Annotated in this window: 11 protein-coding genes and 2 riboswitches; of the genes, 5 read left to right on the top strand and 6 right to left on the bottom strand. The window is 61.0% G+C overall.

All coding sequences use genetic code 11. From position 1 onward, the window contains the following. Positions 1–90 precede the first annotated feature (90 nt). The gene (locus M2497_RS17665) at positions 91–1,152 is read left to right on the top strand and encodes an ABC transporter substrate-binding protein (RefSeq protein WP_248481984.1); all 1,062 of its coding nucleotides are present in this window, start codon (positions 91–93) and stop codon (positions 1,150–1,152) included. On the opposite strand, the gene M2497_RS17660 is transcribed toward M2497_RS17665, so the two are convergent. Together M2497_RS17660 and metH are read right to left on the bottom strand one after the other, a co-directional pair. Continuing rightward, entirely contained in the window at positions 1,149–1,367 is a 219-nt protein-coding gene (locus M2497_RS17660; protein ID WP_058426282.1) for a DUF2970 domain-containing protein, read from the bottom strand. The two genes, M2497_RS17665 and M2497_RS17660, sit on opposite strands and share 4 nt — an antisense overlap. A 52-nt stretch (positions 1,368–1,419) precedes the next feature. Continuing rightward, on the bottom strand, positions 1,420–5,130 hold the full coding sequence (metH, locus tag M2497_RS17655) for a methionine synthase (RefSeq protein WP_248481981.1): 3,711 nt from the start codon (positions 5,128–5,130) through the stop codon (positions 1,420–1,422). A gap of 166 nt (positions 5,131–5,296) precedes the next feature. Between metH and M2497_RS17650 the strand changes: the two genes are divergently transcribed. The 3 genes from M2497_RS17650 to nfuA all read left to right on the top strand — a co-directional run bounded on the left by M2497_RS17650 (position 5,297) and on the right by nfuA (position 9,345). After that, on the top strand, positions 5,297–7,588 hold the full coding sequence (locus M2497_RS17650; RefSeq protein ID WP_248481979.1) for a fatty acid cis/trans isomerase: 2,292 nt from the start codon (positions 5,297–5,299) through the stop codon (positions 7,586–7,588). Positions 7,589–7,675: 87 nt separating this feature from the next. After that, positions 7,676–8,701: an acyltransferase gene (locus M2497_RS17645; protein ID WP_248481977.1), complete on the top strand. Its 1,026-nt coding sequence runs from the start codon at positions 7,676–7,678 to the stop codon at positions 8,699–8,701. Positions 8,702–8,760: 59 nt separating this feature from the next. Next, positions 8,761–9,345 carry a Fe-S biogenesis protein NfuA gene (gene nfuA / locus M2497_RS17640; RefSeq protein WP_003173594.1) on the top strand — a complete coding sequence of 195 codons (585 nt, stop codon included), beginning with the start codon at positions 8,761–8,763 and terminating at the stop codon, positions 9,343–9,345. 185 nt (positions 9,346–9,530) lie between these two features. On the opposite strand, the gene cobM is transcribed toward nfuA, so the two are convergent. The 4 genes from cobM to M2497_RS17620 form a co-directional block, all read right to left on the bottom strand. Then, positions 9,531–10,277, bottom strand: coding sequence for a precorrin-4 C(11)-methyltransferase (gene cobM / locus M2497_RS17635; RefSeq protein ID WP_248481976.1), 747 nt, complete (start codon positions 10,275–10,277; stop codon positions 9,531–9,533). Between the two features lie 69 nt (positions 10,278–10,346). Then, positions 10,347–10,739 carry a cobalamin biosynthesis protein gene (locus M2497_RS17630; protein WP_248481975.1) on the bottom strand — a complete coding sequence of 131 codons (393 nt, stop codon included), beginning with the start codon at positions 10,737–10,739 and terminating at the stop codon, positions 10,347–10,349. Further along, positions 10,736–11,437 carry a CbtA family protein gene (locus M2497_RS17625; RefSeq protein ID WP_248481974.1) on the bottom strand — a complete coding sequence of 234 codons (702 nt, stop codon included), beginning with the start codon at positions 11,435–11,437 and terminating at the stop codon, positions 10,736–10,738. Before M2497_RS17625 ends, M2497_RS17630 begins: the two co-directional genes overlap by 4 nt. Positions 11,438–11,448: 11 nt before the next feature. Further along, positions 11,449–11,637: a CbtB-domain containing protein gene (locus M2497_RS17620; RefSeq protein WP_012723860.1), complete on the bottom strand. Its 189-nt coding sequence runs from the start codon at positions 11,635–11,637 to the stop codon at positions 11,449–11,451. A gap of 96 nt (positions 11,638–11,733) precedes the next feature. Next, a riboswitch (cobalamin riboswitch) is annotated at positions 11,734–11,938 on the bottom strand. Between the two features lie 623 nt (positions 11,939–12,561). Beyond that, positions 12,562–12,762: riboswitch (cobalamin riboswitch) on the top strand. Between the two features lie 91 nt (positions 12,763–12,853). Between M2497_RS17620 and cobW the strand changes: the two genes are divergently transcribed. Then, positions 12,854–13,915, top strand: coding sequence for a cobalamin biosynthesis protein CobW (cobW, locus tag M2497_RS17615; protein ID WP_282578245.1), 1,062 nt, complete (start codon positions 12,854–12,856; stop codon positions 13,913–13,915). The last annotated feature ends 3 nt before the right edge of the window (positions 13,916–13,918 follow it).

The raw sequence follows: 13,918 nt of genomic DNA, 5'->3' as shown, positions 1-13,918 counted from the left end.
CCGTATTCTGGGTGAGCCACCAGTAAAGAGCCTCGATTGACTGCCGTGTTGCCACTATCATGGCGGTCACTATTCCAGGCTCGAAAAACCATGTCGAAGGTGCTGATTGCGTGTGTGTGGTTGCTGGGAACGGCGTATGGGGCCATGGCCCATGCCACGTCGGTGGTGTTTCTCAACCCGGGCATGTCGACGGAAACCTTCTGGGTCAGCTACGCGCAATTCATGCAGGCCGGTGCCAAGGACCTCGGCCTGCATTTGCGTGTGCGCTATTCAGAGCGGGATGCCAACAACACGCTGATGCAGGCGCGTGAGGCATTGCACGGCAGCGAGCGACCGGATTATCTGGTGCTGGTGAACGAGCAATACGTTGCCCCGCAGATCCTGCGCATGGCCCAGGGCAGCGGCGTGAAGCTGCTGATCGTGAACAACGCGTTGACCGCCGACCAGGTGCAGTTGCTGGGCAATGGTATCGACTGGCTCGGCAGCCTGGTAGCCAACGACGAACAGGCCGGCTACCTGATGCTCAGCGACTTGCTGCGCCAGCATGGCCCGGTGGCTCCCGGTGCATTCATCGACCTGCTGGCGTTCTCCGGCGCCAAGACCACCCCGGCTGCGCAGTTGCGTGAACAGGGCCTGCGCCGGGCCTTGGCCGAACATCCCGAGGTGCGCCTGCGTCAGTTGGTCTATGGCGAATGGAGCCGCCAGCGCGCCTACGAACAAGCCACGCTGCTGTTCAAACGCTACCCGCAGGCAGCGCTGGTATGGTCGGCCAACGATGAGATGGCGCTGGGGGCCATGCAGGCATTGCAGGACAGCGGACGTGTGCCGGGCAAGGATGTGTTGTTCGGTGCGGCGAACAGCTCGCCGGATATCCTGCGGGCACGGCTTGACGGTCGCCTGGGTACGCTGGTCGCAGGGCATTTCACCCTGGGTGGTTGGGCGATGGTATTGATCAACGATGATGCCAAAGGCGTGGATATCGACGCCCATGGCGGGCGTGACCGCCTAGAGGCGTTATTCCAACTGATCGATACGACCCAGGCACAACGCCTGCTCGGCCCCATGGCATCGGTGGATTTCCGCGCACTGTCAGCCGTCGGCAAGCCGGCGTCCTACCGATACCCCTTTAGCTTGCAACTGCTGCTGCGCTAGACGCCCGCCAGGTGCAGCACCAGCTTGACGATACCGAACAGCGTCAACGCAAACACAGCCGTGAACAGAATGCCCAGCACCACAAAATGGCTGGGCTTGCCGTGGGTGAAGTCGCGGGCGCGGTTCTTGCCGCTCTGCACGCCAAACGCGGCCGCCACCACGCTGTGCAGCATCTGCCAGAAGGTAGGGGGCTTGTTGTTGACTGGATCGTCCATACATCCCTCGACACAAGGTGTGTGAGGGAGAGCATAGACAATCCAGCGGGGCTTAGTTGTCGTAACCCAGGTTCGGCGCCAACCAGCGCTCGGTCACGCTCAGGTCCTGGCCTTTACGCGCCGTGTAGCTGGTCACCTGGTCCTTGTCGACCTTGCCCACGGCAAAGTACTGCGCCTGCGGGTGGGCGAAGTACCAGCCGCTCACCGCAGCCGCCGGGAACATCGCGTAGTGTTCGGTGAGGAACACGCCGCTGCGACCGGCCTGCATCTCGCGGGCCTCGGGGTCGAGCAGTTGGAACAGTTGGGCCTTTTCGGTGTGATCCGGGCACGCCGGGTAGCCGGGGGCAGGGCGGATGCCGCTGTATTGCTCCTTGATCAGCGCCTCGTTGTCCAGTTGCTCGTCCTTGGCATAACCCCAGTGCTCTTTACGCACCTGCTGGTGCAGCCATTCGGCGCAAGCCTCGGCCAGGCGGTCGGCCAGGGCCTTGACCATGATCGAGTTGTAGTCGTCTCCCGCGTCTTGATACGCCTTGGCGACTTCTTCGGCGCCGATGCCGGCGGTGGTGATGAAGCCACCGATGTAGTCGGTCACGCCGCTGTCCTTGGGCGCCACGAAGTCGGCCAGGGAGAAGTTCGGCTTGCCGTCGGTCTTGATGATCTGCTGGCGCAGGTGGTGCAACCGGGCAATCGGCTGGCCGTCATCGCCGTAGACTTCCAGGTCATCGTCCTGCACCTGGTTGGTCGGCCAGAAGCCGAACACCGCTCGGGCGCTGATGAGTTTTTCGTCGATCAGCTTCTTGAGCATTTCCTGGGCATCGGCGTACAGCGCAGTGGCGGCCTCACCGACCACTTCATCGTCGAGGATGCGCGGGAACTTGCCGGCCAGGTCCCAAGAGATAAAGAACGGTGTCCAGTCGATGTACTCGGCCAGCACCTTGAGGTCGATATTGTCCAGCACCTTGGCGCCGGTAAAGGTCGGCACCACTGGCGTGTAGCTGCTCCAGTCGAACTGCGGCTTCTTGGCGATGGCGGCCGGGTAGCTCAGGCGTTCGGTGCGGGCGCTACGGTTGGAGGTGCGTTCGCGCACTTCCACGTACTCTTCGCGGGTACGCTCGACAAAGCCGGCCTTGAGTTCCTTGGACAACAGCTGCGTGGCCACGCCGACCGCACGCGAAGCGTCGGTCACGTACACCACCGCATCATTGCTGTACTTGGGCTCGATCTTCACTGCCGTGTGCGCCTTGGAGGTGGTCGCACCGCCGATCATCAGCGGCAGGTGGAAGTCCTGGCGCTGCATTTCGCGGGCGACGTGCACCATCTCGTCCAGGGACGGGGTGATCAGGCCGGACAGCCCGATAATGTCGCACTTCTGCTCCTTGGCCACCTGCAGGATCTTCTCCGCCGGCACCATCACGCCGAGGTCGACGATGTCATAGCCGTTGCAGCCCAGCACCACGCCGACGATGTTCTTGCCGATGTCATGCACGTCGCCCTTCACCGTGGCCATCAGGATCTTGCCCTTGGCTTCCGGCTTGTCGCCTTTTTCCAGCTCGATGAACGGGATCAAGTGGGCCACGGCCTGCTTCATCACCCGGGCGGACTTCACCACTTGGGGCAGGAACATTTTGCCGGCGCCGAACAGGTCACCGACGATGTTCATGCCGGACATCAGCGGGCCTTCGATCACTTCGATCGGGCGCGCGAACGACAGCCGGGACTCTTCGGTGTCTTCAACGATATGCGTGGTGATGCCCTTGACCAGGGCGTGCTCCAGGCGCTTGTTCACATCCCAGCCACGCCATTCTTCGGTCTCGGCTTCCTTGACGCTGCCGTCGCCCTTGTACTTGTCGGCGATGGCGAGGAGGGCGTCGGTGCCGTCCGGCGTGCGGTTGAGCACCACGTCTTCCACGGCGTCGCGCAGTTCTACCGGGATCTGGTCGTAGATCTCCAGTTGGCCGGCGTTGACGATGCCCATGGTCAGGCCGTTGCGGATCGCATACAGCAAGAACACCGAGTGGATCGCCTCGCGCACCGGGTTGTTGCCACGGAACGAGAACGACACGTTGGACACGCCGCCGGAGGTCAGCGCGTAGGGCAGTTCGTCACGGATATAGGCGCAGGCGTTGATGAAGTCGACGGCGTAGTTGTTGTGCTCTTCGATACCGGTGGCGACCGCGAAGATGTTCGGGTCGAAAATGATGTCTTCCGGTGGGAAGCCGACTTCATTCACCAGGATGTCGTAGGAACGCTTGCAGATCTCTTTCTTGCGCGCTTCGGTGTCGGCCTGGCCGGCTTCGTCGAAGGCCATCACCACCACGGCGGCGCCGTAGCGCTTGCACAGCTTGGCGTGGTGGATGAACTGCTCGACGCCTTCCTTCATGCTGATGGAGTTGACGATGCCCTTGCCCTGGATGCACTTGAGGCCAGCCTCGATCACGTCCCACTTGGAGGAGTCGATCATGATCGGCACGCGGGAGATGTCCGGCTCGCCGGCAATCAGGTTGAGGAAGGTCACCATGGCCTTCTTCGAATCGAGCATGCCCTCGTCCATGTTGATGTCGATCACCTGGGCGCCGGCTTCCACCTGTTGCAGGGCGACTTCGAGGGCTTCGGTGTAGTTGTCTTCACGGATCAGGCGGGCGAATTTGGCGGAGCCGGTGATGTTGGTGCGTTCGCCGACGTTGACGAACAGCGAACTGCGATCAATCGTGAACGGCTCCAGGCCCGACAGGCGGCACGCCTTGGGGATGTCCGGGATCACGCGTGGCGCGTAACCGGCCACGGCTTTGGCGATGGCCTCGATATGGCCTGGCGTGGTGCCGCAGCAGCCGCCGACAATATTGAGGAAGCCGCTCTGGGCGAACTCTTCGATGACCTTGGCGGTTTCCGAAGGCAGTTCGTCGTACTCGCCGAATTCGTTGGGCAGGCCGGCGTTGGGGTGCGCGGACACGTGGGTGTTGGCCTTGTTCGACAGCTCTTCAAGGTACGGGCGCAGTTCGCTGGCGCCCAGGGCGCAGTTAAGCCCCACGGAAATCGGCTTGGCGTGGGCGACCGAGTTCCAGAACGCTTCGGTGGTCTGGCCCGACAGGGTGCGACCGGAGGCGTCGGTGATGGTGCCGGAGATCATTATCGGCAGCTCGATGTTCAGTTCCTCGAACACGCCCTGTACGGCGAAGATCGCGGCCTTGGCGTTGAGGGTGTCGAAGATGGTCTCGATCAGGATCAGGTCGGCGCCGCCTTCGATCAGGCCCTTGGTGGCCTCGGTGTAGTTTTCCACCAGTTCATCGAAGGTCACGTTGCGGTAGCCGGGGTTGTTCACGTCCGGCGACAACGAGCAGGTCCGGCTGGTCGGGCCGAGCACGCCGGCGACGAAGCGTGGCTTGGCCGGGTTCTCCAGGGTCTTGGCGTCGGCGATCTTGCGCGCCAGGCGTGCACCTTCCACGTTCAGCTCGTAGGCCAGTTCTTCCATGCCGTAGTCGGCCATGGAGATGCGGGTGGCATTGAAGGTGTTGGTTTCGAGGATGTCGGCACCGGCATCCAGGTAGGCTTTTTCAATGCCGCCGATCACGTCCGGGCGGGTGATCACCAGCAGGTCGTTGTTACCCTTGACGTCGCTCGGCCAGTCGGCGAAGCGTTTGCCACGGTAGTCGTGTTCTTCCAGTTTGTAGCTCTGGATCATCGTGCCCATACCGCCGTCGAGGATCAGGATACGTTCCTTGAGGGCTTGATGAAGGGCTTGCAGACGAACGCTACGATCGGACATGGGACTACTCTGGTCAGGCATTACGGAGGGCGTGGATCATAACAAACCTGTGCGGTTTTGCAGCATGCCCGGTTTTTACATGAATATCGCTCATGTTGCAGGGGCGCATGGCCCGGTAGAATCATCGGCAATTTTTCAGCGCACGCATTGAATCGGGACCGGATACATGTCACTTCGCCTCATCACCAGCGCCGTCCTGGCATTGGTTGCCTGTATCGCCCAGGCCGACGGAGTCGCCCCGGCGATTTCCTACACGCGCGACATCCAACCGATCTTCACCGAGAAATGTGTGGCCTGCCACGCCTGCTACGACTCCGCCTGCCAGCTCAACCTGGGCAGTGCCGAGGGCGCGGTGCGCGGTGCAAGCAAAGTGCCGGTCTACGATGGCGAGCGCAGCCAGGCCACGCCGACCACCCGCTTGTTCTATGACGCCTTTGGCAAACAGGCCTGGCAGCAGAAGGGCTTCTATTCAGTGCTGGACGCCCAGGGCAGCCAGGCCGCGCTGATGGCGCGCATGCTGGAGCTGGGCCACAACGCGCCGTTGCAACCCAACGCCAAGCTGCCCGAAGACATTGTGCTGGGCCTGAACCGCGAGAACATGTGCGCCATGCCCGGCGAGTTCAACGCCTACGCCGGTGCCCACCCCAGGGAAGGCATGCCGCTGGCGGTCACCGGCCTGACCGACCAGCAGTACCAGACCCTGCAACGCTGGCTGGCGTCCGGCGCGCCAATTGATGAGCAAGGCCTGGCGCCCAGCGCGAAAGAAGCCCTGAAAGTGCAGCAGTGGGAAAACCTGTTCAACCAGCCCGGCGCCCGTGAAAGCCTGGTGGCGCGCTGGTTGTTCGAGCATTTGTTCCTTGCCCACATCTATTTCGAGAATGGCGAGCCGGGGCATTTCTTCCAGTGGGTGCGTTCGCGCACGCCGAGTGGCCAGCCCATCGACCTGATTGCCACGCGTCGTCCCAATGATGACCCCGGCACCCGCGTGTATTACCGCCTGTGGCCGGTGCAGGGCGTGATCGTGCATAAAACCCACATCACGTACCCGTTCAGTGCCGAGAAGATGGCCCGCATCAAAGAGCTGTTCTACGCCAGCAACTGGCAGGTCAACGCCTTGCCGGGCTATGGTCCGGGCCGCCGTGCCAACCCTTTTGAAACCTTCGAAGCCATCCCGGCCAAGGCGCGTTACCAGTTCATGCTGGATAACGCCGAGTACTTCGTGCGTACCTTTATCCGTGGGCCGGTGTGCCGTGGGCAGATTGCCACGGACGTGATCCGCGACAATTTCTGGACCCTGTTCCAGGACCCGGACCACGATCTGTACATCACCGATGCACGTTATCGCGGCCAGGCCACGCCGCTGCTGGCCATGCCGGGGCAGAACGATGACGTGGGCAGCGTGCTCAGCCTGTGGCTGGCCTACCGCGATAAACGCAACGAATACGAAGCCCTGCGCCGTGACAGCTACGCTGACCTGCCGCCGCCAAGCTGGTCGAGCCTGTGGGCGGGCAATGACAATGCCTTGCTGAGCATTTTCCGTCACTTCGACAGCGCATCGGTCAGCAAAGGCCTGATCGGTGAAGTGCCGCAGACGATGTGGCTGTTCGACTATCCACTGCTGGAGCGCACCTATTACCAACTGGCGGTGAACTTTGATGTGTTCGGCAATGTGTCGCACCAGGCCCAGACCCGGCTGTACTTCGACCTGATTCGCAATGGTGCCGAGCAGAACTTCCTGCGATTGATGCCGGCCGATTCGCGCGATGATTTCCTCGACGATTGGTACCAGAACAGCGGCAAGCTCAAGCTGTGGCTGGATTACGAGGCCATTGATGACGACAAACCCACCGGCCTGCACCTGAACGAAAAGGATCCGAAGCGCGACTTTGCCAACCAGTTGCTCACCCGTTACGGCGATTTGAATGCCAGCCCGGACCCGATCAACCGTTGCAGCGGCGCCTATTGCTCCCGCGATGGGATCGACCCGGCCTTGCAGGATGCGGAGCAGGCACTGAGCCGCCTGACCTCACGCCCAGCTGCCGGGCTCAAGGTGATTGATCAATTGCCTGAAGCGACGATGCTGCGGGTTGAAACCGCCAGTGGCAAGCGTGTGGTCTATAGCCTGCTGCGCAATCGTGCCCACAGTAATGTCGCGTTTTTGCTGGGCGAGGCTTATCGCTATCAGCCGGGGCTGGACACGGTGACCATCTATCCGGGTGTGCTGAGCAGCTACCCGAATTTCATGTTCAACATACCGGCCCAGCAAGTGCCTGAGTTCGTGGCGGAAATGGAGCAGGCCAAGGATGCCAAGGGTTTCGAGAAGATTGTGGATCGGTGGGGGGTGCGGCGCAGTCATCCGCTGTTCTGGCAGTATTTCCATGATTTGTCGCAGTACATTCGTGAGACTACGCCGGTGGAAGAGGGCGTATTGGACATGAACCGCTATGAGAACCTATAACTAATGGCAGTGATCCAGTCATCTCTCTGAGCGGGTGCTGAAGCGGTCGGATATCTATCTTGCGGGATTGCAAAGGAAGCTCCGACTATGTTGATTTCAGTGCAGGCGCTAAGAGCGTTGGCTGCGTGGGTGGTGGTTGGACATCACTTCATTCAGGTGTTTTTCAACTTTGAAGTGGATACGCCTATGGCGTATCTGTTCGCCGACAAAGGCGCCGTTGGTGTAGACGTGTTCTTTGTGATCAGCGGCCTGGTGATTTTCCTGGCGACCGCCGACAAGGCACTGACCCCCTGGCGTTTCATCCTCATGCGTTTGGCAAGGATCACGCCAGCGTACTGGTTCTATACCCTGCTCATGGCTTTGTTGCTGTTGGCTGTGCCGTCGCTGTTTGCAGAAACCCACCTCGAGACGAGTCATCTGCTTCTGTCGCTGCTGTTCATTCCTGCTCAGAACCCAGGGGGGTTTGGCGTCTATCCGCTGGTGGACGTCGGGTGGACCCTGAATTTCGAGATGCTGTTCTATCTACTGTTCGCCTTTGCCTTGCTAGTGCGGCGGTCATATCGGTTATGGGTAGTGGCAGCGCTGCTGTACTTGGCGTGTTACCTCATCACGCCGGCCTTGAATTGGGCCGACGGCTTTTACCGGAATGACATCGTCTTCGAATTCCTGATGGGCATCATGATCGGCATGCTCTACTGCTGCGGGGCGTGCCGGACCCCACCATGGCTGCCGGTGCTGGGTATCGTGGTGGCCTCAGCGGCGATTTATCACGGGGCGGATTTGCCTCGTGCGCTGGAGTGGGGAGTGCCCAGCGCGGTATTGGTCATCAGTTTTGTGGCGTTGGAACCATACTTTCACGGATCACGATTGTTGAAGCTGCTGGGTGACTGCTCTTACTCGGTGTATTTGCTCCACACGATGGTGCTGTGCGTCGGGCGATGGTTCGCTGAGCGCAACGGAATTGATCCCTATGCGATGTTGCCCGTTTGCCTCGTGATGACAGCAGTGTGTGCATTTTTCAGCTACCAATGGCTGGAGAAAAGCACCTATCTCTGGCTTAAGCGTTGGTTTGGCATGGAGGATCCGGCAATCCTTTCCCGACAAAAATACTAGGACTTTGTACCTGCGTAATATTTTGGCGTAAACTGCCGGCAAGCCTGTGAGGAGTTTCCATGACTGCCATAACCATTACCGACGCCGCCCACGATTACCTGGCCGACCTGCTGTCCAAGCAGAACACCCCGGGTATCGGTATACGCGTCTTTATCACCCAGCCCGGCACCCAGTATGCCGAGACTTGCATTGCCTACTGCAAGCCCGGCGAAGAGAAGCCTGAAGACACCGCCCTGGGGCTGAAAAGCTTCACCGCGTACATCGACGCCTTCAGCGAAGCCTTCCTGGATGACGCCGTGGTCGATTACGCCACCGATCGCATGGGCGGCCAATTGACCATCAAGGCGCCGAACGCCAAGGTGCCGAACGTCAACGCCGACAGCCCGGTCAACGAGCGTATCAACTACTACCTGCAGACCGAGATCAACCCGGGTCTGGCCAGCCACGGCGGCCAGGTCAGCCTGATCGACGTGGTTGAAGACGGCATCGCCGTGCTCAAGTTCGGTGGCGGCTGCCAGGGTTGTGGCCAGGCGGACGTGACCTTGCGTGAGGGCATCGAGCGCACCCTGCTCGAGCGTATTCCGGAGCTCAAGGGCGTACGTGACGTGACCGACCATACGCAGAAAGAAAACGCCTACTACTGAGTAAGGCGTTCACTGCGGACAAAAAAACGGCGCCCCGTGAGCGCCGTTTTTTATGCTTTAGATTCAATAGGTTGCGCTATCTATCTAATGTTGAGTGTTCATTGCGAAAGCTGGATTGTCAGATTTCTATTAATAAATTTACTCAATAAAATCAGTGGCTTGTGTCTGTTTTGTGATGTTGAATGTCAAGGTCGATAAAGATGCGCATGCCCCGCCCGATACAACGATGACTCACTGAAACTATCACTCGCCAACACCCGACCCACCACAATCAACGCCGTACGCCGAAACCCCTTGGCCGCTACTTTTTCGGCAATGTCGCTGAGAGTTCCAACAACCCAATCCTGATCCGGCCACGTCGCCCGGTGCACCACGGCAATCGGACAATCCGCCCCGTAGTGCGGCACCAGTTCGGCGACGATCTTGTCCAGGTGGTTGACCCCCAGATGGATCGCCATGGTGGTGCCATGTCGTGCCAGGCTGTCGAAGTCCTCACCGGCCGGCATGCTGGTTTTATCCGCATAGCGGGTCAGAATCACGCTCTGGGCGATGTCGGGCAGGGTCAGCTCGGTTTCCAGCAGGGCCGCGCAGGCGGCCACCGCCGTGACGCCAGGAATGATCTGGAACGGGATGCCCAGCTCGCGCAAATGGCGGATCTGCTCGCCAATCGCGCCATACAGGCTGGGGTCGCCGGAATGCACGCGCGCCACATCCTGGCCCTTGGCATGGGCGGCCTTGATCAGGTCGATGATCTGTTCCAGGTGCAATTCGGCGCTGTTGACCACTGTTTCCGCCTGATGACCTTCCAGTACCGCCGCCGGCACCAGCGAGCCGGCATAGATGATCACCGGGCAACTGCGGATCAGCCGCTGGCCCTTGACGGTGATCAATTCCGGGTCGCCGGGGCCTGCGCCGATGAAGTAAACGGTCATGTGGAATCCTGATGAAAAACGGGTGAGCATGAAATCTGCTCATGATCGGAAGCGGCGATTATCGGGTTTTCAGCCGGCGCACGCCAATGCAAAGGTGGCCTGGGCGGTTTTCTGGCGGGTGATCAGCAGGCGCGCAGGGGCGTTGGCGAGGTGTTCGGCCAGGGCCAGGGCGGCGCTTTCGGCGATGCCGTAACAGCCGGTGTGGGCAAAAGCCACGTCCGATTGATGGCTCAAGCGGTCTGCATAAATCGCCAGTTGTTCAGCGTTGAAGCACTGCAACGGCAGATTCAGCAGCGCGGCCAAGGCCAGCAGCCCGGGTTCTTCCTGTTTGTGATCGATGCTGGCCAGCGCACTGACGCGGTGGCGCTCGATACCGCCCTCGATGAGGGCAGCATCAAACAGGGCCAGCAGGGTGTGAACATCACAACCCCGCTGGCAGCCCATGCCGACTACCAGTTTCACGCCGAGTATTGATCGTCACGGTTGCGGCGGAACAGCCAGGCGCTGATCAGGCCCAAGGCCAGCCAGAACGCCACGTTGGTCAACTGTGATGCGATCTTGAACTGCGCTTCCAGCGCCTCCGGGGCCAGCATCGAATGCACTTCCGGTTGTGGCGCGCCGATCACGTGCGGCACTACGAGGATCGCGGCGCCCAGCGCCTTGAGCAGCCAGTTGCGACCGAACACGATCAGTGCGATACCGGCTGCGGTAGACGCGGCAGTACCGATCCACCAGATCTGCCGTTGTGCCAGGTCAGCGGCGGCGGTGCCCGGAAGTTCGGGCGGCAGGCCCAGGGTCGGCGCCAATACAAAGGTCGCATAACCCGCCAGGCCCCAGAGCAAGCCTTGAGGGGTACGGGTCGGTGCACGCAGGGTGTACAGACCGGCCAGCATCAACGCGAAGCCAACGGCGACCACCAGGTTGCCGCCTGTGGTGGACAGCACGCGCTGCCAGCCGTCTTCCGGCTCCCAGGCTTCGGCGTCGTGGGTGTGAGCAGCCGCACCTTCGGCGTGCTCGTGCAACTCGGTCGCTGCCGGGGCTTTTTCAAAGGTTTCCGCCTGCAGAATCAGCGGGGCGACCCAGAAGCTTTGCAGCAGGGTCAGCAGCAGGGCAGCCAGAAGGCCGGTGAAACCTGCGGTTTGCGCAATACGCTTGATCATGTCGGCAGGTCTCAGTGGCACGGGAACGCGGCGCTGTGGCGGGTATCGTGGGCAGCGTTGTGTACTGCCTCGATGTGCGAGAAACCGGCGAAGTACACCAGGCACGCACCGAGGATCGACGCACCGATGGCGGCGGTCAGGCGTTGGCTCAGGGTAGAGGTGCTGCTGGCGGAGTGCGAAGTGCTGCTGATGATCGACATGGCGCGTCCCTTTCAGGTGTCAGGGTGAAACGAGCGCATGAAAACCCCGCGAGCCAGGCACGCAGGGTTCTGAACAGCGCCCGCCCACCGCGGGTTTGTTATCTGATTTTTTCGGGCCGGTCTCCGGGCTTGCGAGGGGCTCAATGCCTGAAAACGTCGCCTTCCCATGCCGCCTGGCACAGTGGATATGACGTTTCGCTCGCTTACCGTTGCGGGGGCAGCACCGGACTGTCATGTGTGTGCATGAGTCACCGGTTTCCCGTTTCACCCTTTGCAGGGCACCCGAAACAAGATGTGTAGGAGAGCATGGGGGTGGGAGGGGAGTCAATTGGGGATGTGCTTTCTGGGTGCATATCCGTTGCTGCGGTAACGGCGGCTTAGGGTTCCGCCCTTACGGCGGCCCACGGAATCAAGCCTGCGTTCGGCCAGCGTGTTTGACGGGGCGATCCCAGATCAAAAACAAGAGCGCGGCGGCCTTAGAGCCGACCGGATTGTATGGCCGGTACTCGGTCAAAGTGTGGGAGGGGGCTTGCCCCCGATGGCAGTGGGTCAGTCACTGATGAGTTGGCTGACACACCGCCATCGGGGGCAAGCCCCCTCCCACAGTTTGATCTTCATGTATCAGTTGAAGGGTGGTTTGCTCTGGCTCTGGCTCTGGCTCTGGCTCTGGCTTTTGATCTGCTTTTGATTTTGATCTTAGGCGGCCCCCCAAATCACTGTCGGATTACGGGCACACCGAGCCTAGGCGAGGTGCCGAGTGTTGGGGCAAGAGCGTTTTGCTTACTTTTGACTGGGCCGGCATTCCGGCTTTTCAAAAGTAAGCCGCTGTAAGAGCGGAACCAATATCAGCCGTTACCGCAGCAACGGATATGTACACAAGCCAACCCAACCCAACCCCATCATTGACCATCCCCCAAGCACTGCGTAGCCTTGCACCCTCGAGGTTCTTCGGCCCAGGCCGAAGCTAAGAAGGGAACGCGGTCCAAGCCGCGGCTGCCCCCGCAACTGTAAAGGGTCCAGCTGACTGCCACGCCACTGCCGACAAGGCGGGAAGGCGCAGCCAGCGCCGGTCGCAAGACCTGTAAGCCCCAAGCCAGGAGACCTGCCTCGCAACCGATTTTCTACTTCAACCGGGCGGGGTGATCCGGTGACGAAATCCGCTGCTGCGCACCGTCGCAGGGCCATCGTCCCGTATGCCCGCCCCCAAGGGCATCCGATGAAAACACTGGCCAAACTCCCCGTCACCATCGTCACTGGCTTCCTCGGCTCGGGCAAGACCACCTTGCTGCGCCATATGCTCGACAACGCCCAGGGCCGTCGCATCGCGGTGATCGTCAATGAATTCGGCGAGCTGGGCATTGACGGTGAAATCCTCAAGCAGTGCTCCATCGGCTGCACCGAGGAAGAAGCCAACGGTCGTGTCTACGAATTGGCCAATGGCTGCCTGTGCTGCACCGTGCAGGAAGAATTCTTCCCGGTAATGCGCGAATTGGTCGCCCGTCGCGGCGATCTCGACCATATCCTCATTGAAACGTCCGGCCTGGCATTGCCCAAGCCGTTGGTACAAGCCTTCCAGTGGCCGGAAATCCGCAGCGCCTGCACCGTTGACGCTGTGATCACCGTGGTCGACAGCCCGGCTGTGGCCGCCGGTACCTTCGCCGCATTCCCGGACCAGGTGGACGCCCAGCGCAAGCTCGACCCCAACCTGGACCACGAATCGCCACTGCACGAGCTGTTCGCCGACCAACTGGCCAGTGCCGACCTGGTGATCCTTAACAAGACCGACCTGATCAGCGCCGAAGACCTGGCCCGCGTGCGCCTGGAAGTCGCCGAAGAGCTGCCGCCGGCGGTGAAGATCGTCGAAGCCAGCAGCGGTCGCTTGCCCCTGGATGTACTGATCGGCCTGGGCGCCGGTTCCGAAGAGCACATCGACGGCCGCCACAGCCACCACGATCACCACCACGAAGGTGAAGACGACCACGACCACGATGCCTTTGACTCGATCTCCATCGACTTGCCGCAAGCCGATGAAGCACTGCTGCTCGATGCCCTGACGCAACTGGTGGTGCAACACGGCATCCTGCGCGTCAAAGGTTTCGCCGCCATCCCGAACAAACCGATGCGCCTGCTGATCCAGGGTGTGGGCACGCGGTTCGACAAATACTTCGACCGTGCCTGGGGCGCTGAAGAAGCACGCACCACGCGCCTGGTGCTGATCGGCCAGGAACTGGACGCGGCGGGCCTCGAAGCGCAACTGCGCGCCGCCCTCAGCGTCTGACCC

The sequence above is a fragment of the Pseudomonas sp. CYM-20-01 genome (assembly GCF_023169845.1).
Classification (GTDB): Bacteria; Pseudomonadota; Gammaproteobacteria; order Pseudomonadales; family Pseudomonadaceae; genus Aquipseudomonas; species Aquipseudomonas azotoformans.
Note: the sequence above shows the minus strand (reverse complement) of the source record. Positions and strands in the feature narration are given on the sequence as shown.

Bases quoted from the DNA above. Each gene is read 5' to 3' on its own strand.
- M2497_RS17665 (WP_248481984.1), top strand. From the start codon at position 91: ATGTCGAAGGTGCTGATTGCGTGTGTGTGGTTGCTGGGAACGGCGTAT.
- M2497_RS17660 (WP_058426282.1), bottom strand. From the start codon at position 1,367: ATGGACGATCCAGTCAACAACAAGCCCCCTACCTTCTGGCAGATGCTG.
- metH (WP_248481981.1), bottom strand. From the start codon at position 5,130: ATGTCCGATCGTAGCGTTCGTCTGCAAGCCCTTCATCAAGCCCTCAAG.
- M2497_RS17650 (WP_248481979.1), top strand. From the start codon at position 5,297: ATGTCACTTCGCCTCATCACCAGCGCCGTCCTGGCATTGGTTGCCTGT.
- M2497_RS17645 (WP_248481977.1), top strand. From the start codon at position 7,676: ATGTTGATTTCAGTGCAGGCGCTAAGAGCGTTGGCTGCGTGGGTGGTG.
- nfuA (WP_003173594.1), top strand. From the start codon at position 8,761: ATGACTGCCATAACCATTACCGACGCCGCCCACGATTACCTGGCCGAC.
- cobM (WP_248481976.1), bottom strand. From the start codon at position 10,277: ATGACCGTTTACTTCATCGGCGCAGGCCCCGGCGACCCGGAATTGATC.
- M2497_RS17625 (WP_248481974.1), bottom strand. From the start codon at position 11,437: ATGATCAAGCGTATTGCGCAAACCGCAGGTTTCACCGGCCTTCTGGCT.
- M2497_RS17620 (WP_012723860.1), bottom strand. From the start codon at position 11,637: ATGTCGATCATCAGCAGCACTTCGCACTCCGCCAGCAGCACCTCTACC.
- cobW (WP_282578245.1), top strand. From the start codon at position 12,854: ATGAAAACACTGGCCAAACTCCCCGTCACCATCGTCACTGGCTTCCTC.